16 protein-coding genes are annotated in these 17,348 nt (G+C 69.6%); 3 read left to right on the top strand and 13 right to left on the bottom strand.

Features of this window, described 5'->3' with window-relative positions; translation table 11 throughout:
* Positions 1 to 115: 115 nt before the first annotated feature.
* Complete coding sequence (locus Y710_RS03840; RefSeq protein ID WP_039868125.1) at positions 116 to 1,387, bottom strand: DNA polymerase III subunit delta'; 1,272 nt, start codon at positions 1,385 to 1,387, stop codon at positions 116 to 118.
* A gap of 84 nt (positions 1,388 to 1,471) precedes the next feature.
* On the opposite strand from Y710_RS03840, the gene Y710_RS03835 reads away from it, so the two are divergent.
* Together Y710_RS03835 and Y710_RS03830 are read left to right on the top strand one after the other, a co-directional pair.
* Entirely contained in the window at positions 1,472 to 3,031 is a 1,560-nt protein-coding gene (locus Y710_RS03835; RefSeq protein WP_062366416.1) for an adenylate/guanylate cyclase domain-containing protein, read from the top strand.
* A gap of 106 nt (positions 3,032 to 3,137) precedes the next feature.
* Positions 3,138 to 4,025 carry a universal stress protein gene (locus tag Y710_RS03830; RefSeq protein WP_062366414.1) on the top strand — a complete coding sequence of 296 codons (888 nt, stop codon included), beginning with the start codon at positions 3,138 to 3,140 and terminating at the stop codon, positions 4,023 to 4,025.
* Positions 4,026 to 4,028: 3 nt separating this feature from the next.
* On the opposite strand, the gene Y710_RS03825 is transcribed toward Y710_RS03830, so the two are convergent.
* The 4 genes from Y710_RS03825 to Y710_RS03810 form a co-directional block, all read right to left on the bottom strand.
* A complete protein-coding gene (locus Y710_RS03825; protein ID WP_006898125.1) occupies positions 4,029 to 5,051 on the bottom strand; it encodes a zinc-binding alcohol dehydrogenase family protein in 1,023 nt (340 codons plus the stop codon).
* A 146-nt stretch (positions 5,052 to 5,197) separates the two neighbouring features.
* Positions 5,198 to 8,263: a type I DNA topoisomerase gene (gene topA / locus Y710_RS03820; RefSeq protein WP_062366412.1), complete on the bottom strand. Its 3,066-nt coding sequence runs from the start codon at positions 8,261 to 8,263 to the stop codon at positions 5,198 to 5,200.
* 163 nt (positions 8,264 to 8,426) lie between these two features.
* The gene (locus Y710_RS03815; RefSeq protein ID WP_039868129.1) at positions 8,427 to 9,002 is read right to left on the bottom strand and encodes a hypothetical protein; all 576 of its coding nucleotides are present in this window, start codon (positions 9,000 to 9,002) and stop codon (positions 8,427 to 8,429) included.
* A gap of 135 nt (positions 9,003 to 9,137) precedes the next feature.
* A complete protein-coding gene (locus Y710_RS03810; RefSeq protein WP_006898129.1) occupies positions 9,138 to 9,341 on the bottom strand; it encodes a cold-shock protein in 204 nt (67 codons plus the stop codon).
* 306 nt (positions 9,342 to 9,647) lie between these two features.
* Here Y710_RS03810 and Y710_RS03805 point away from each other — a divergent pair, with 306 nt between their 5' ends.
* Positions 9,648 to 11,960 carry a DEAD/DEAH box helicase gene (locus Y710_RS03805; protein ID WP_062366409.1) on the top strand — a complete coding sequence of 771 codons (2,313 nt, stop codon included), beginning with the start codon at positions 9,648 to 9,650 and terminating at the stop codon, positions 11,958 to 11,960.
* Between the two features lie 20 nt (positions 11,961 to 11,980).
* Here Y710_RS03805 and Y710_RS03800 read toward each other — a convergent pair whose 3' ends face one another.
* The 8 genes from Y710_RS03800 to ssd all read right to left on the bottom strand — a co-directional run bounded on the left by Y710_RS03800 (position 11,981) and on the right by ssd (position 17,334).
* Positions 11,981 to 12,352: an Rv3654c family TadE-like protein gene (locus Y710_RS03800; protein ID WP_062366407.1), complete on the bottom strand. Its 372-nt coding sequence runs from the start codon at positions 12,350 to 12,352 to the stop codon at positions 11,981 to 11,983.
* On the bottom strand, positions 12,327 to 12,740 hold the full coding sequence (locus tag Y710_RS03795) for a TadE family type IV pilus minor pilin (RefSeq protein ID WP_082781251.1): 414 nt from the start codon (positions 12,738 to 12,740) through the stop codon (positions 12,327 to 12,329). Before Y710_RS03795 ends, Y710_RS03800 begins: the two co-directional genes overlap by 26 nt.
* 3 nt (positions 12,741 to 12,743) lie before the next feature.
* Positions 12,744 to 12,965 carry a DUF4244 domain-containing protein gene (locus Y710_RS03790; protein WP_062366405.1) on the bottom strand — a complete coding sequence of 74 codons (222 nt, stop codon included), beginning with the start codon at positions 12,963 to 12,965 and terminating at the stop codon, positions 12,744 to 12,746.
* Between the two features lie 120 nt (positions 12,966 to 13,085).
* On the bottom strand, positions 13,086 to 13,652 hold the full coding sequence (locus Y710_RS03785; protein ID WP_156479397.1) for a hypothetical protein: 567 nt from the start codon (positions 13,650 to 13,652) through the stop codon (positions 13,086 to 13,088).
* Positions 13,653 to 13,752: 100 nt separating this feature from the next.
* Positions 13,753 to 14,319: a type II secretion system F family protein gene (locus Y710_RS03780; protein ID WP_006898135.1), complete on the bottom strand. Its 567-nt coding sequence runs from the start codon at positions 14,317 to 14,319 to the stop codon at positions 13,753 to 13,755.
* Entirely contained in the window at positions 14,316 to 15,116 is an 801-nt protein-coding gene (locus Y710_RS03775; protein ID WP_045538944.1) for a type II secretion system F family protein, read from the bottom strand. The genes Y710_RS03780 and Y710_RS03775 overlap by 4 nt, the downstream gene beginning before the upstream one ends.
* A complete protein-coding gene (locus tag Y710_RS03770) occupies positions 15,113 to 16,294 on the bottom strand; it encodes a TadA family conjugal transfer-associated ATPase (protein ID WP_062366399.1) in 1,182 nt (393 codons plus the stop codon). Before Y710_RS03770 ends, Y710_RS03775 begins: the two co-directional genes overlap by 4 nt.
* Positions 16,291 to 17,334, bottom strand: coding sequence for a septum site-determining protein Ssd (ssd, locus tag Y710_RS03765; protein WP_062366397.1), 1,044 nt, complete (start codon positions 17,332 to 17,334; stop codon positions 16,291 to 16,293). Before ssd ends, Y710_RS03770 begins: the two co-directional genes overlap by 4 nt.
* Positions 17,335 to 17,348 lie beyond the last annotated feature (14 nt).

The raw sequence follows: 17,348 nt of genomic DNA, 5'->3' as shown, positions 1-17,348 counted from the left end.
GCGCGTGACGGATGAAATCGCCGGATCCGAGAATCGGGATAACCTGCTGGTCAAAGGACTGAAGAATTTCTCCGGTCCGGAGAAACCGGCTCCGGTGGAGCCCGCCTTCGGGCGTTCAGCGGCGTGCCAGCTGCCTGCCGATCCGCACCACCATGGCGTCGACGGCGAACTTGGGCTTCACATTCGTCTCGAGTGCCTCACGGCACTCCAGCACCGCCTCAAGGCACCGCAGAAGCTGTTCGGGAGACGCGTGCCGCGCCATCGGGACGGTCAGGTCCTGAGCCTTGTCCGGGTGCATCAGTGTCACCTGTGCTCCCATCGACAGCGAGAGCCCGTCGCGGAACAGAGCCGCGAGGTCGACGAGCGCGCGGTCGAGCACGTCTCGCATCGTCCGGGTGCGGCGCGATTTCTGCCGCTTCTCGAGTTCCTTCACCGCACCGGCCGTTCCGCGGGGCGGCCGTGCGGTGCCCTTGCCGGTTCCGCCGGCACCGAGGGCGGTCATCAGTTCCTCGGTCTCGGCGGCGTCGCGCTCGGCACTGATCTGGTTCGCTGCCTCGGTCGCCGTCTTGACGAGCGTCTCGGCCGCCGCGAACGCGGTGGAATCGCGGGTGGCTGCCCGAGCCAGGCCGAGCGCTTGGTCGCGCTGTGCGCGTGCCGACCCATCGACGGCGAGGCGGCGGGCCCGGCCGACGTGCCCGCCCGACACCGATGCCGCCCAGGACGCGCGGTCGGCGTCGATCCCGTCACGGTCCACCAGGACGCGGGCGATGTCGGCGGCCGCGGGCGCGGTCAGTCCCACATGCCGGCACCGCGACCGGAGCGTGATCGCGATGTCCTCCGGCGCCACCGAGGGCGCGCAGAGCAGGAAGATGGTGCGGTCCGGCGGCTCCTCGACGGCTTTCAGCAGCGCGTTGGCGCCCTGTTCGGTGAGCCGATCGGCGTCCTCGACCACCACGATCTGCCAGCGACCGGTGGTCGGGCGGCGGGCCGCGAGTTGGACGATGTCGCGGATCTGCGCCACCGAGATGGTGAGCCCCTCGGGAACGATGTGCCGGACGTCGCCGTGAGTCCCGGCCAGCACGGTGGTGCACGCACGGCATTCACCGCAGCCCACCTCGTCGGCCGCCTGACACTGCAGCGCGGCCGCGAAGCAGGTCGCGGCCACCGACCTGCCGCTGCCGGGAGGACCGGTGAACAGCCAGGCGTGGGTCATCGACTCGCGCGGACCCGCCTCGGACTCGGATCCCGGGCCCTCGTCGAACATCGACACCGCCCCGGCGTCCGCTTCGTCGAGTCGAGCGGCCACCGACCGCGCCGACGTCGCGGCCGCCAGAAGCTCTTCGATCAGCGCTTGCTGCCCGATCATCCGGTCAAAGACATTTGTCACATCAGCCAGCCTAAAGGCCAGTTCAGACAACACGCATCCCGCACGCTGTTTAACAATTGCAAGCATGCCGCTACCTTGGATGACATGGTAAGACGACGGTCGTGGTTGTCCAGAGCAGCGCACACCCTGCGCTGGCTGGCACACACACCGTGGCCGGTCCTCGCACTCGATATGCTTCGCGCGAACCTGATCGGCGCTCTGTTCACATTCGCCTTCCTGCGTTTCGGCATGCCGCGCGTCGACTCGATCTCGATCAGCGAGTTCAACGCCCAGAATCAGGTGGCCTTCGGGCTGTACCTGTTCATCGCCATCATCGTCGGTGCGTATCTCTCCATCCAGCTGAGCATGCCGGTGCTGATCTGGCACCGTCGGCGGACCAGACTCGACGACGACGCCGCACGCAAACGGGCGCTGAACCTCCCGACTCTGCTGACCGCGGTGAACCTCGGCCTGTGGGGCATCGGCGGAGTGATCCTCGCGGTCATCAACCTGCGCACGTCGATGAAGGACTTCGTCGTCGTGATCATCGCCAGCCTGATCGGCGCCCTCGTCACGGGCGTGCTGAGCTTCATGCAGGCGGAGAAGGTACTGCGGCCGATCACCGTGGCCGCGATGGCCAACGACCCGGACAACTCCAACGCACCCGGCATCGCCACTCGGATCACCGTGTTCTGGGTGGTGTCGGTAGCCGTGCCGATGACGATCATCGCCGCGCTCATCATCCTGCAGCGCACGGCGGTCATCGACACCGACGCCGTCGGCCTGCAGCGGCCCATCCTGTGGATGGCCGCGGCCGCCCTGGTGTTCGGGCTGCTCGCGATCACCCGCCTCGTCCGGTCCATCACCGATCCGGTGAAACAGCTGCGCGTCGCGCTGAATCAGGTCCGCGCCGGCAACCTCAACGTCGCGGTGAAGATCTACGACGGCAACGACCTCGGTCTGCTGCAGGCGGGCTTCAACGAGATGGTCTCCGACCTCCGCGAACGCCAGCAGCTGCGCAACCTGTTCGGACGCTATGTCGGCGAGGACGTCGCCCGTCGGGCGATCGAGACGGGCACCGAACTCGGCGGCGAGGAGCGTTACGTCGGCGTGCTGTTCGTCGACATAGTCGGGTCGACGCGTTTGGCGGTGAACCGGCCGCCGCGCGAGGTGGTGGAACTGCTCAACGAATTCTTCAAGGTGGTCGTCGACGTGGTCGGCAGGCACGGCGGATTCGTCAACAAGTTCCAGGGCGACGCCGCGCTGGCGATCTTCGGCGCGCCCCTCGAGCAGGACGATTTCGCCGGTTCGGCGCTGGCCGCCGCACGCGACCTGCGCGTCGAGCTCGCGCGACGGCTCGGCGACGTGGACATGGGTATCGGCGTCTCCGCGGGCAAGGCGGTGGCCGGCCACATCGGCGCGGAGCAGCGGCTCGAGTACACGGTGATCGGCGATCCGGTCAACGAGGCGGCACGCCTCACCGAACTGGCGAAGGACGAGCCGACCCGCGTGCTCGGCTCCGCCCGCGCCGTCTTCCTCGCCGGCGAGGGCGAGGCCGAGCACTGGCGGATCGGCGAGGGCGTCGAATTGCGCGGCCGCGGCATCGAGACCCTCCTCGCCCGCCCCGACATCGACGTCGCCGAGCCGACGTCCACGCTGGAGTAGTTCCGGGGCGGGCCCGAGGTCACCCGGGGTGGCAGTCCTTGGTCACGTGGTCTCCGGTCCTGTTCGGCACTGTCGGCGATGGGACTCGACGCGCGAGGATGGGTCGATGAGCTACACCCTCGACCGACCCGTGATCGTCGGAGTGGACGGGTCCCGGCGCGCGCTCGGAGCCGCCCGATGGGCTACGGAGTGGTGTGCCCGCACGCGGTCTCCGATCCGGCTCGTGTACGCCGTTCCGGACGATGTGTGGTTCGCCGCCCACGATCCGTTCGCGATGTGCGTCGACCCAGCGCTCCGCCGAGAGGCGAACACAGCCGGGACCAAGGTGCTCACCGAAGCCCTGGCCGCTGCCCGCGAGGTCGCACCGGACCTGGACATCGCCACCCAGGTCTACAGCGGCACCCTCGCCGACCACGTCGCCGAGTACTCCTCCGGGGCGTCGATGGTGGTCATCGGATCGACGCGGTCCGGTCCCATTCGCGACGTCCTGCTCGGCAGCCAGGTGATGGGGGTCATCCGATCGTCGTCGTGTCCGGTCCTCGCATGGCGCGAGGACGATCCCGCCGACAGTGATCGCGACGGACTGGTGGTCGGATACGACAGTTCACCTCACGCCGACCGCGCGCTGACCGTGGCTCTGCATCAGGCTCGGGCTCTCGGTGAAGAGCTCACCGTCGCCTATTACTTCCCGGCCGCCGCCATGATCGGCGCCGGATACGCGCTCAACCTCGTCAACTGGAGCCTGGTGGAGCAGGACGGGATCGCACGGCTGCGGCGTCGGATCGCTCCCGCGTGCGAGCAGTTCCCGGAGGTGGACGTCGACATCGTGTATGGCGACTCGTCCGCGGCACGAGGGTTGGTCGGCGCATCGTCGTCCGCCCGGCTCCTGATCGTCGGCTCACGCGGGATGGGGTCGGTGGCGGGCACGTTCATGGGATCGGTGAGCCAGAACCTGGTGCATCACGCGCGGTGCCCGGTGCTCGTCGTCCCGTAGGCGTCACGGCTCCGGTTCGACGGCCGGATGCAGCACCGCAGCCCCCGCGAACCGGCCGGCCTTCAGGTCACGCAACGCGTGCAGCGCCTCGTCGAGCCGGTACGGCCTCGTCGTCACCTGCAGGCGGTGGTCGTCGGCGAACTGGAGGAAGGCGACGGCGTCGTCGCGAGTGTTGGCCTCCACACTCCGGATCTCCTTCTCGTGAAAGAGATGCCTGCGGTAGTCCAGCGGCGGGGTCGCACTCATATGGATCCCGGCGAGGCACAGGATTCCGCCGCGGTCGAGCGCCTCGAGTGCCGTGGGGATCAGTTCGCCGACCGGCGCGAAGATGATAGCCGCATCGAGCGGTTCGGTCGGGCTGTCGTAGGCGCCGCCGACGGACACGGCTCCCAGATCGGCGGCCAGTCGACGCGCGTGGGGAGCCTGAGTGAGAACGTGAACGCGGGCACCCTGATGAATCGCGACTTGCGCGACGAGATGTGCGCTGCCGCCGAACCCGTACAGACCGAGTCGCCCGCCGGGCGGGAGTTCGGCGCGGCGCAGGGCACGGAAGCCGATGATCCCGGCGCACAGCAGGGGCGCCAGCTCGTCGACGCTGTAGCCCGTCGGCAGGCGCAGCGCGTAGGCGGCGGGCACCACCGCGAACTCGGCGTATCCGCCGTCGGCGTCCCATCCGGTGTAGGTGGAGTCGGGGCACAGGTTCTCTGCTCCGCGCCGGCAGTACACGCACCGACCGCAAGTGCTGTGCAGCCACGGGACCCCGACTCGATCGTTCACCCGGAACTCGGTGGTCGTGCCCGGCGCGATCTCCACCACGGTGCCGACGACCTCGTGACCGGGCACGACATGCGGTCGGTGCACCGGTAGATCGCCCTCCACCACGTGGAGGTCGGTGCGGCACACGCCGCACGCGTCGACGCGGATCAGCAGCTCGCCCGGTGAGGGCGTCGGGACCGGTTCCCGCGTCCATTCGATCGGCGACGTCGTCGACACCGGGCCGGTGTCGGTCACGCGCCAGACCCGCATCGTCGCAGGTCGGGCAGCGCGGTCGGGGGCACTGTGATCCGGAGGCGTCGATCGGGAGTCCACCAGTCCAGTGTCCCCCGGCCGACCGGTCCCGGCCAAGGGTCGCAATGCCTCGATCGGCCGGCCCCGGCAGCCTCGGGCCCCGCTCAGTCCTCGGTCTTCGGCGCAGTCTTCTTGGCGGCCGTCTTCTTCGTAGCCGTCTTCTTCGCTGTGGTCTTCTTCGCTGTGGTCTTCTTCGCCGCAGCCGTCTTCTTCGCAGCCGTCTTCTTCGCTGTGGTCTTCTTGGCCGTGGTCTTCTTGGCGGTCTTCTTCGCCGTCTTCTTGGCCGGACCGCGGGCACGGCGGTCAGCGAGCAGTTCCATCGCCCGCTCGGGTGTGATGGTCGCCACCTCGTCGCCCTTGCGGAGGCTGGCGTTGGTCTCGCCGTCGGTGACGTACGGACCGAATCGGCCGTCCTTGATCACCATCGGCTTCTCGCTGACCGAGTCGTTGCCGAGTTCGCGCAACGGCGGCGCTGCGGCCGCACGACCACGGCGCTTCGGCTCGGAGTACATCTTCAGCGCCTCGTCGAGCGTGACCGTGAACAGCTGCTCCTCGCTGGTCAACGACCGCGAGTCGGTGCCCTTCTTGAGGTACGGACCGTACCGGCCGTTCTGGGCGGTGATCTCCTCTTTGCTCTCCGGGTCCACACCCACCACGCGCGGCAACGACAGGAGCTTCAGGGCGTCGTCGAGCGTGATCGTCGAGATGTCCATGCCCTTGAACAACGAGCCGGTGCGCGGCTTCGGTCCGGCCTTCTTGGCAGCCTTCTTCGCCGTCTTCTTCGCGGTCTTCTTGGCCGTCGTCGTGGTCGTCGCGGTCGCGACACCGCCCGATCCGCCGCTCGGCACGTCGTCGAGCGAGACCACCTCGTCCGCGCCGCCGCGCGGTGTCGGCCCGGCCGGAATGGTCGGGACGGGCGCCGACGTCCCCGGGTCCTCGTCCTCGTCGTCCTCGGACGGAAGGATCTCGGTGACGTAAGGGCCGAATCGGCCCTCCTTCGCGACGATCTGGTGTCCGGTGGCCGGGTCCACGCCCAGCACACGGCCCTCCTGCGGTGTCTCGAACAGCTTCTCCGCGACGTCGAGCGTCAGTTCGTCGGGCGTCATGTCCGACGGCAGGTTGGCGCGCTGCAGATCGGGCTCGGCGTCCGGTCCCGCGACGTTGCGTTCCAGATACGGGCCGTACCTGCCCACCCGCACGAACACCGGACGGCCCTGCGAATCATCGAACAGCTTGATCGAGTTCACCTCGCGGGCATCGATGCCTTCGAGGTTCACTCCGACCAGCTTCTTGAGTCCGCCGACGCGGGCCATCGCGCCCGCCGCGTCTCCGTCGTCGTCGTGCTGAGCCTCGTCCGCGCCGAAATAGAACTCGCTGAGCCAGCGGGTGCGGTCGGCGTTGCCCGACGCGATCTGGTCCAGGTCGTCCTCCAGCGACGCGGTGAAGTCGTAGTCGACGAGGCTGTTGAAGTAGCCCTCCAGCAGCCCCACCACGGCGAACGCGATCCATGACGGAACCAGCGCGCTGCCCTTCTTCACCACGTAGCCGCGGTCCTGGATGGTGCCGATGATCGACGCGTAGGTCGACGGCCGGCCGATGCCCAGCTCTTCGAGCACCTTGACCAGCGAGGCCTCGGTGTAGCGGGCCGGCGGGTTGGTGGAGTGTCCGTCGGCGGTGAGCGACGCGGCGGTGAGCGTCTGCCCTTCGCGGAGGTTCGGCAGCCGGTTCTCGGCGTCGTCGGCCTGGCCGCCGGCCAGCGCGTCCACAGTCTCGACGTAGGCCGACAGGAAGCCGGGGAACGTGATGGTGCGGCCGGACGAGGCGAAGGTGACCTGTTCACCGCTGGGGCTGGGACCGGCGGTCGCGTGCCCGGTCAGCCGCAGGCTCATGGTGGTACCGCGTGCGTCGGCCATCTGCGAGGCGACGGTGCGCTGCCAGATCAGCTCGTAGAGCCGGAACTCATCGGTGTCGAGCGCCGACGCCACCTGGCCGGGGGTGCGGAACGAGTCGCCCGCCGGGCGGATCGCCTCGTGCGCCTCCTGCGCGTTCTTGACCTTGCGCGTGTACTGACGCGGCGTCGGGTGGACGTAATCGTCGCCGTAGAGCTGACGGGCCTGCGACCTGGCGGCGTTGATGGCCGACTCCGACAGCGTGGTCGAGTCGGTACGCATGTAGGTGATGTAACCGTTCTCGTACAACCGCTGCGCGATCCTCATCGTGCGGTCGGACGAGAACCGCAGCTTGCGGCCCGCCTCCTGCTGCAGCGTCGAGGTCATGAACGGCGCGTAGGGACGGCGGGTGTACGGCTTCTCCTCCACCGACGTCACCGTGAGCGACGCGCCCTCCAGTGCGGTCGCGAGGGCTCTCGCGCGCGCCTGATCGAGCACCGTGACCCCGGTGGCCTTCTTGAGCTGGCCGTCGGCACCGAAGTCGCGCCCGGTGGCGACGCGGTCGTCGCCGATGTTCACCAGGCGGGAGGCGAAGGTCCGCGGCGACGAGGACTCGCCGGCGTCCACGGTGGCGGCGATGTCCCAGTAGTCGGCGGAGACGAACGCCATGCGCTCACGTTCGCGCTCGACGATGATCCGGGTGGCGACCGACTGCACTCGGCCCGCCGACAGCTTCGGCATGACCTTCTTCCACAGCACCGGCGACACCTCGTAGCCGTAGAGCCGGTCGAGGATGCGGCGGGTCTCCTGCGCGTCGACCATGTCGATGTCGAGCTCACGCGGATTCTCGGCGGCGGCGCGGATCGCCGACTCGGTGATCTCGTGGAACACCATGCGCTTCACCGGGATCTTCGGCTTGAGCGTCTCGAGCAGATGCCAGGCGATCGCCTCCCCCTCGCGGTCACCGTCCGTCGCGAGGTAGAGCTCGTCGACGTCCTTCATCAGCGACTTGAGTTCGGAGACAGTCGACTTCTTGTCGGCGGACACCACGTACAGCGGCTCGAAGTTGTCGTCGACGTTCACGCCGAGGCGAGCCCAGGGCTGGCCCTTGTACTTGGCGGGGACGTCGGCTGCACCGCGCGGCAGATCGCGGATGTGGCCGCGAGACGATTCGACGACGTAGTTCCCGCCCAAGTAGCCCGCGATCTTGCGGGCTTTGGTCGGCGACTCGACGATGACGAGACGCCGGACGGCTGAGGATGCGTTGTCGGAGGCGGCCACGGGTGCCCTTCAGTCAGAGAATTGCTGCTCGATGCCGTTGTACCTTATATAACGCGTCTTCTGCACGTCACCTCGGATTGTGGGGTCGGGACGTTGGTCCCGAATGACACACGTCGGGTAGTCCGAACGGACGACATCCGGTGGGGTCGCCGCACCTCACGGCCTATGGGGAAGGCCACACACCTTCCGGAGCCCCGTCCGGTGCGATGCCGACGGTCTCGAGCAACCGGGTGACCCGCTTGCGACTGGAGATCCGCAGCGCCGGGTGCGGCCCGCGCGTTCCGACGAGGGTCGGTGCGATGCCGACCCGCATGAGCGCGGTCGACAGCGGCGCGTGAGTGTCGGGGGCACTCGGGTCGAGGCCGAGCAGGTAATGAGCGCCGTCCGGGCGACCGGACGCGAGAGTCCACAGGCGCAGCGCGTGCGGGGTCGGCGTCCACCCCTCAGGAACCGCCTTCACGGCACCGGCAGACCATGCACGGTGCAGCGCGGTGATCCGCGGATTGGCCTCGGTCCGTGCGATCGGGCGGCCCTCCTCGGAGGTCACGATCTCCGCTTCGAGACCGGCGCCGCGGATCTCCGCGCAGATCTCCTCCGCGCGCCATTGCTCCCCGACCACCACGGAGACGCGTGCACCCCAACTCGTGTGCACCGACTGACCCTGTGCCGCAAGTAATCCGGCGAGGTCCGCGATGGCCGGGTCCTCGATCTCCGCAGAGAACAGCGACATCTGACTCACACGACCATGGTACGGCCCGAATGTGACAGTGAGGTCTCCGGCCGACGCGGGACGAAAAGACCGGACTCCCGGCCGCCGAAGCGGTCCGGGAGTCCGGTGAAGTCTTGTGTCGAACCCTGGCGGGCTCAGAGAAGACTAGAGGGCGTGAACGCCGGTGGCCTGCGGGCCCTTGGTGCCCTGACCGACCTCGAACTCCACGCGCTGGTCCTCTTCCAGGGTACGGAAGCCGTTGCCCTGAATCTCGGAGTAGTGCACGAAAACATCGGCGTTGCCGTCGTCAGGCGCGATGAAGCCGAAGCCCTTCTCCGCGTTGAACCACTTCACAGTTCCCTGTGCCATTTACTGCATTCCTTTACATTGCATTGCATCACCCATCGCAACGGAGCCGCGACGGGGGCCTGTTCCGACCGCCATACTTCAACAAGCCTCGCCGTAGGGCGATGAAACCAACTGCAGTACACCGGCCGCAACGAACTTCGATCAGATCGGAGCATGCGACCGCCTTAAGCTAATCACGTTCCTCACGCCAATGACACCCTCATTCGGCAGGTCGTTCGGCGACACGCCGGAGAAGGCGCCAAAGTCCCTGCGTACCATGGGTGCTTCGGGCAAGACGAATTGAGGGCAGTGAGGCGAGAACACGGCATGTCGCAGCGTGGTTACGGCAGCGAACTTCTCGGCCGCACCCTCGAGGGAACGCCGGAGGGCACCGCGGGACTCACGCACATGTCGGTGATCGATCCCCGCGGCGCGGAGTTCACCGATTGGCCCGACTGGGTGCACCCGGCGGTGCGCGAGGCGTTCGTCGAACGCGGAGTGCAGCGTCCCTGGCGTCACCAGTCCGAGGCCGCGAGCCTCGCCGCCGGCGGTCGCCACGTCTGTGTCTGCACCGGCACCGCATCGGGAAAGTCCCTCGCCTACCAGCTCCCGGTGCTCACCACCTTCGCCGACGACCCCGACTCGACGGCGCTCTACCTGTCCCCGACCAAGGCTCTCGGGACCGACCAGCTCCGGTCCGTGGCACAGTTGATCGCCGGCCGGCCGGAGTTCGCGCACCTGCAGCCGTGCGCTTACGACGGCGACACCGATTCGGAGCTGCGTCAGTGGGCGCGGCAGCATTCCCGCTGGATCTTCACCAATCCCGACATGCTGCAGATCGGCATCACCTCGACCCATCCCCGATGGCGGCCGTTCTTCGCGAAGCTCCGCTACATCGTCGTCGACGAATGCCACCACTACCGCGGCGTCTTCGGCTCGCACACCGCGCTGGTGCTGCAGCGGGCACTGCGGATCGCGCGGAAGTACGGCGCCGACCCCGTCGTGATCGGGGCCAGCGCGACCGTGTCGAACCCGGCGCAGGCCCTGTCTCGGCTGATCGGCGAGGACGTCGTCGCCGTCACCGAGGACGCCTCGCCCCACGGTGAACGGACCGTCGCCATGTGGGAGCCGGGTTTCCTCGAAGAGGTCACCGGGGAGAACGAGGCTCCGGTACGCCGCTCCGCAGGATCGGAGGCGGCACGACTGCTCGCCGACTTCGTCATCGAAGGCGCACGCACCCTGTGCTTCGTACGCAGCCGGCGCGGCGTCGAGGTGACCGCGGTGCGGGCCCGGCAGATCCTGGCCGAGACGGCACCGGAGTTGGTCGACCGCGTCGCCGCGTACCGCGCCGGATACCTCGCCGATGATCGGCGCCGGCTCGAACGGGCCATCTCCGAAGGCGAATTGCTCGGTGTCGCGACCACCAACGCCCTCGAACTCGGCGTCGACATCTCCGGGCTCGACGCCGTGGTGGTGGCAGGCTACCCCGGAACGGTCGCCTCCTTCTGGCAGCAGGCCGGACGCGCCGGTCGGCGGGGCGAGGGGTCGATCGTCGTGATGGTGGCCCGCGACGATCCGCTCGACACCTATCTGGTGCACCACCCCGAGGCGCTCCTGGAGCGCGCGGTGGAGGCCACCGTCACCGACCCAACCAACCCGTTCGTCCTCGGTCCGCACATGCTGTGCGCGGCGACCGAGTTCCCGCTCACCGAGGCCGAAGTCGCGGCCTTCTCCGCTGAGCAGGTGGTGGCCGACCTCGCCGCCGAGGGCAAGCTCAAACGACGCAAGGCCGGCTGGTACGCGGCACCCGGGCTCGACCCGCACGGCGACATCGATCTGCGCGGCGGCATCGGCGGACAGGTGCTGATCGTCGATGTCACGTCCTCCCGTCTGCTCGGCACCGTCGACACCGCCCGCGCCATGACTTCGGTGTACCCGGGAGCGGTGTACCTGCACCAGGGCGAGAGCTTCGTGGTCGACGAACTCGATCTCGACGACGGCCTCGCACTGAGTCACCCCGAGGAACCCGATTGGACGACGTCGGCTCGCGAGGTCAGCGACGTGTCGATCCTCGAAACCGTGGACCGCCGCGAGTTCGGTCCCCTCACCGTCGCTCTCGCATCGGTCGTCGTCACCAGTCAGGTGGTCGGTTTCCTCCGCAAGTCGCTCAGCGGCGAGATCCTCGACTCGGTTCCGCTCGACCTGCCGGAGCACCGACTCGAGACCCGCGCCGTGATGTACACGCTCACGCCCGAGGCGATGATCGACGCCGGCATCGCACTCGACAAGTTCCCCGGCGCACTGCATGCCGCCGAGCACGCGGCCATCGGAATGCTGGGGCTCGTCGCGACGTGCGACCGCTGGGACATCGGCGGACTCTCCACCGCGCTGCATCCGGGAACCGGCTTGCCGACCGTGTTCGTCTACGACGGTTCCCCCGGCGGGGCGGGCTTCGCCGATCGCGGGTACGAGGCGTTCACCGAGTGGGTCGCAGCCACCGAGGCCGCCGTCTCCTCATGCGGCTGCGACACCGGCTGCCCGTCGTGCGTGCAGTCCCCGAAGTGCGGCAACGGCAACGAACCGCTGGACAAGGAGCACGCGATCAAACTGCTCCGCCTGATCGGCCGTCTGCACACGTAGCTCCGGGCCGACCCGCGGCCCTACGGCGACTCGACCGGCCCCGCCCGCGCGACCGCACGCGCCTCACGAATACCGAAGCGACCCAACCGAACCCTGACCGCGACGGACAGCTGCACGTCGTCGCCGTCGACCACGCAACCGGTCATCCTCGGATCCCCCTCCTGCCTCGACATCAGCTGCCGCGCGGCCGCACACGCCTCCCCGTCTCCACTGACCCGCACCGCAGCGGCCGCCAGTGCGGACAGGTCCGCTGCCGACTGCGCCCGATGCCTCGCCACCACCGCTGCACCGGAATACAGCATCGCCACCAGCAGGAACCCCAACCCCGCGATCACCGCGGCTCCGGCGACGGTCGAGAATCCCTCGTCACCCTCCGTCCCCCGAACGCTCATCGCCGTGCCCCGGTCCGCCCGCCTCATCGCCGGTCGGCTCGCGAGCGGCCACCGCCTTCGCCGAGACTCTGACGAAAGGAAGCAGCGGGACGTCCGCCGACACCTCGACCACCACCCGGTCGTTCTCACCGGACACCGCGATTCCCGCACCGGCGGGCGCCACCTCCGCGCCCACGCTGCGGGCCGAGTCGTCCCCCGCGGCCGTCAGCCGCGCCACCTCGCGTGCCGCATCGGTGCACCGGATCTGCGCCGACACCGCGGCCACCGCTCCGAGGCCGATGAGCAGAAACGCCGCTATCGCCGCGAGTGCATACGCCGCCTCCACGGTCACCATCCCGGACTCGTCGCGGGCGCACCGCCGGATCAGCGCGACCGTCCGGCCACGCACGGCTCACCCCGCCGACGTGCTCAGTGCCTTGCCGATGATTCCGGTCAGCGCCGAGAGCACCGAATCGCCGGTGACCACCGTGTACAGAAGCGCCCCGAACGCCGCCGCCGCGATCGTGCCGATCGCGTACTCCGCCGTCGACATGCCCTCCTCTTCGGCCGCGAGCCGGATCGTTAACTCCCGAATCTCCGTCCAGCGTTGCCGCGCGGTCCCCGGAATCGTCATGACGTCTCCCTTTCGTCGATGAAACCCTGCATCACTTTGACGCGCGAAAGTCCGGACCGGTTCCGACGGCGGCGGTAGGGCGTGTCGGCTAAGAACTGCGCGCAGGCCGACGTCGGCCGGTCACGCCCCGCACACCACCGACTGGCCGAATCTCGTCGAGCACCAGTCGGCGAACCCGGGCATGTGGAGCACCGTGACACCGTCCTCCGCCGACGGCGCCAGGACCGCGGTCCACGACGTGCCGGGCTGGTTTCCGAGCGGTTCGCCCGTGTGCCAGGTCATGGTGTCCAGCGTGACGACGATGCCGTTGCCGTGCGCTCCCCACGTGGCGGTCCACTTCTCCACATTCGCGGCGCCGGAGGCCAGGGTGACCAATGCGGTCCCATCCGGCTGCAGCGTCATCTGCCGTCCGTGCCCGGTCCACTCCCCATAATAGCTAGACAGATCCGACCTGGGAGAGGTCTCCGTGGCCGCCTCGGTCGTCTCCGTCGACTCAGTGGGCATGACCGTCACCGTGGGCGACCCACTGTCGGTCACGGGCGCGACCGACTTCGTGACCGTGACGACCGTCGACGAGGCGCTCTGCCGCACGGCGCGGTCGCCGTTGTCGCAAGACGCGACTCCGACCGCCAGCAGCGCCGCTCCGGCCGCCACGGCCATCCATCGGGTGACTGCACGTGTATCCATGTACGAAGCGTGCGCGTCCGGGCGAGAAGAGGAAAGAGCGGCAGAACCGAATTCTGTCGTCTGAATGACCCGGGACGCCCGGCGCCGGCGCACGCCTCCGTCACACGCCCGCGAGGAGTCCCGACGCCAGGCCGATCACCACCGGCGCGATGCCCAGACATACGAACGCGGGAAGGAAGCACAGCCCCAGCGGTCCGCTGATCTTGACTCCCGCACGTTCGGCCGCTTCGAGAGCGGCGTTCTCCGCACGCCGCCGTGTGCCGTCGGCGAATCCCGAAACCACGTCGGCCACCGCTGAACCCGCTCGCGATGCCCTCCTGATCAGCGCCGCGAGTTCCGCGAACTCCGGGCTGTCGGACTCTGCGGCTGCCCAGGCCTGGTCCGGATCGGAGCCGAGCGCCAGGAGTTCCGCGGCTCTGGTGAGCGACCTGCCCAGCACCGGCGGCGACGTCCGGGCCGCGACCGCCGCCGCGGTCGCCAGCGGCAGTCCGGACCGGAGGCACACCGCCAGCGTGTCGTAGCCCGCTGCGATGTCGAAGGGATCCGGCGATCCTCCGGCCTCGTCCCCCGCACCGGTCTGCTCGGACTCCCGGACCCGGGCGAGCACCCACCCGGGCGGTGGCCACGCGAGCAATGCCGCCGCCAGAAGCACCAGCGCCGCACTCACGGCGCCACCGCCCTATTCGTGATCCGCCCGGCCCATGCGAGTCCGGCGACCGCCAGCAGCGTGCCGATCACCAGCAGAACACCGCCCGTCCCCGTGCCCAGCAGCACTCGAGCCGGATCGGCTCCCATCGCCTGTCCGAGTACCAGTCCGAGCATCGGCAGACCTGCGAGAACCGCCGCGGTGGCTCGTGGCCCCGCGAGCCCGGCTCTGGTCCGCGCGGCGAAGTCCTGCCTCGACAGGAGATCCGACCGCAGCGCGGCGAGCACCTCACCGATGGGCAGCCCGAACTCGAGCGACATGGCCCATGCCTGCGCCAGACGCCGGACCGGGTTCGACGCGGTTGACGGGGGTGGTCCCGGATCGCCGCCGAGTTCGGCCCGGGCCGCCATCCGGGCCAGTTCGTCCGCGACCGGTCCGGACGACCCGGACTGCAGCAGGTCGGACGCCGCGGCGCGACACGCCTGGACCACAGGGGCACCGACCGACAGTTCGGCTCCCATCACTCCGAGCGCGGCGATCAGCTCGCCCATGTCGCGATCTCGCGCAGCGTCCCGTCGCGTCTGCCTCCGCTGCCGGGTAATCGCACCGGCCACCAGCGCCCCGGCGACACCGGGTGCGACGCCGAACACGATCAGCGCGCCCGCGGGCAGCGCCCAGACCGTCAGCCAGGGGTCGGTCCGCCGGCGCGAGCCCCGATCGGCACGACCGCAGAGTTCCTCGAGTCTGCGGTGAGCCTGCGGCGCCGGCCACAGCAAGACGGCGGCCGCTGCCGCGAGGAGCAGCGGAACCACGGTCACGACCGACTCCCGATGAGCCGCACGAGAGTCTCCCGACGGTCGGTGAAACCGGTTCCGGCCCGCCACGCGGGCACCACCCGGACCAGCCCGGCTCGATCCCGTTCCACCACTCCGATCTCGGTCATCGACCGTCGACCGCCCGCGGTCCTGGCCATTCCGAAGATCACCTGGATCGCGGGACCGAGTTGGCTGTGCAGAGCCTCGCGCGCCATCCCGCCGAGGGCCGCGAGCGCTTCCATCCGGGCGGGGACCTCGGTGATCGAGTTGGCGTGCAGCGTGCCCGCGCAGCCGTCGTGCCCGGTATTGAGCGCGGTGAGCAGATCGATCACCTCGGCGCCCCGGACCTCCCCGACGACGATCCGGTCGGGTCGCATTCGCAGTGCCTGCCGCACCAGCATCCGGACCGTCACCTCACCGACGCCTTCGACGTTGGCCGCGCGAGCCACCAGGCGCACTACGTGCGGGTGGCACGGCTCCAGTTCGGGCGCGTCTTCCACGCACAGGATCCGCTGACTCGGGTCGACCAGACCCAGCAGACTCCCCAGCACAGTGGTCTTGCCCGCCCCGGTCCCTCCGACGACCAAGAAGGCGAGCCGAGCCGCGATCACGCCTGCGACCAGGTCGCTCACCTCGGCGTCGATCGAGCCGCCCGAGACGAGCGCCTCGAAATCGTGTGTGGCACTCCGCAGCACGCGCAGCGAGATGCAGGTTCCGTCGGGTGCCAGCGGGGGGATGAGGGCGTGCAGCCGCAGATGCGAACCGCTGCGGCCGACTCCCGTGAGCCGGCCGTCGACCCACGGCTGGGCGTCGTCGAGCCGGCGGCCCGCGCTGAGCGCCAGCCGCGCGGCCAGGCGGCGCACGCTCGCCTCGTCGTCGAACACCACGTCGGTCAGCTGCGGACCGTCACCGCGGTCGGCCCACACCTGCCGCGGTCCGACCACCAGTACGTCCGTCACCGCGGGGTCGGCGAGCAGCACTTCGAGACGTCCGACGCCGACCATCTCCGTCTGCAGGTAACGCAACGCCGCGAGCAGGTCGGTGTCGCCGAGCAGCCCGCCGGACTCAGCACGGATCGCACACGCGATCATCTCCGGTCCCGGCGACGGCGCTCCCGGCCCCGCCTCGGCCGCGAGACGATGCCGGACCCGTTCGAGCAGCTCGGCGTCGACCCCGGTCACCGGGCACCCACTCGTGCGCGACGGCAGACGGTTTCGGCTGCTCGGGTCAGCGGGGAGAACCGGCGCAGCGTGAGCCCGCCCGCCTCGCATCGACCGGGCAACGATGCGTCGGCTCGGAAACCGCCGAGCAGTTCCAGTCCGACGGCATCGGCGACCTGAGGGGCGGTCAGTCCGCTCGGCGACGGGCCGCGGACCAGCAGCAGCGGTTCGCGCTCACGGAGCAGACGGTCGAGTGTGCGGCGGGTGGCCGCGACGGCGGCGACCGTCGCCGTGGTCACCACGACGGTCAGGTCGACGGAGTCGACGATCCCGGCCGTGACCGGCCCCGGTTCCCGTCCCACGTCGGCCACCACCGCGTCTCCTGCACCGCGGCTCGCGTCGAGCGCCGCGAGCACGGTCTCCGGGCGCAGACTCGAGGGCTGCTCGCGACCGGCGGAGAGAACCCCCACACCGCGCGTGCGCGGCACGGCCGACCGCAACGCCGCGCCGCCGATGGAACCGGTCTCCCCGTTGACGTCAGACCACCGCAGGCCCGGCTCCGATTCGATACCCAAGAGCAGATCCGCACCCGCACCGGCCTGGTCGACGTCGAGAAGCAGCACGCCGGTCGTCCGTGCGGCCACGAGCGCCACTGCCGCGGCAAGTGTGCTGGCCCCGGCACCGCCGTGCCCCGGCACCACCGCGACCGCACGCGCCGGATGCCGACGCGGTTCGCGGGCTCGCGACAGCGTTGCGACCAGTGCGGCTTCCTCCTCGGGGAGCACGAAACCGCCGTCGGCGCCGAGAACCAGGCCCGACCGCCACAGCCGCGCGTCGTCGCCGGCGCCGCTGACCGCGAACAGACCGTCGCGCCGCGGCAACTCCTGCCCGGCGAGGACGTCGAGAGCCGCCGAATCGGCGACGACCGCGGCGGCTCTGAGCCATTGGTGTCTGCAGCGCGCCGGATCGCCGACCACCATCGCGAAGCCGGCGGCCGCACTGCACCGCGCGAGATCGTCGTGGAGAGACTCCTGAGCCAGGACCAGCAGCACATCGCTCATGATCCGAGCGTGCC

Origin of the sequence: Gordonia sp. QH-12, assembly GCF_001578675.1 — a bacterium.
GTDB lineage: Bacteria > Actinomycetota > Actinomycetes > Mycobacteriales > Mycobacteriaceae > Gordonia > Gordonia sihwensis.
This window is presented reverse-complemented; position numbering and strand designations above follow the sequence as displayed.

Coding starts and splice junctions, on each gene's coding strand:
- Y710_RS03805 (WP_062366409.1), top strand. CDS start 9,648: ATGTCGCAGCGTGGTTACGGCAGCGAACTTCTCGGCCGCACCCTCGAG.
- Y710_RS03825 (WP_006898125.1), bottom strand. CDS start 5,051: ATGCGGGTCTGGCGCGTGACCGACACCGGCCCGGTGTCGACGACGTCG.
- Y710_RS03810 (WP_006898129.1), bottom strand. CDS start 9,341: ATGGCACAGGGAACTGTGAAGTGGTTCAACGCGGAGAAGGGCTTCGGC.
- Y710_RS03835 (WP_062366416.1), top strand. CDS start 1,472: ATGGTAAGACGACGGTCGTGGTTGTCCAGAGCAGCGCACACCCTGCGC.
- Y710_RS03785 (WP_156479397.1), bottom strand. CDS start 13,652: ATGGATACACGTGCAGTCACCCGATGGATGGCCGTGGCGGCCGGAGCG.
- Y710_RS03830 (WP_062366414.1), top strand. CDS start 3,138: ATGAGCTACACCCTCGACCGACCCGTGATCGTCGGAGTGGACGGGTCC.
- Y710_RS03800 (WP_062366407.1), bottom strand. CDS start 12,352: ATGAGCGTTCGGGGGACGGAGGGTGACGAGGGATTCTCGACCGTCGCC.
- Y710_RS03790 (WP_062366405.1), bottom strand. CDS start 12,965: ATGACGATTCCGGGGACCGCGCGGCAACGCTGGACGGAGATTCGGGAG.
- ssd (WP_062366397.1), bottom strand. CDS start 17,334: ATGAGCGATGTGCTGCTGGTCCTGGCTCAGGAGTCTCTCCACGACGAT.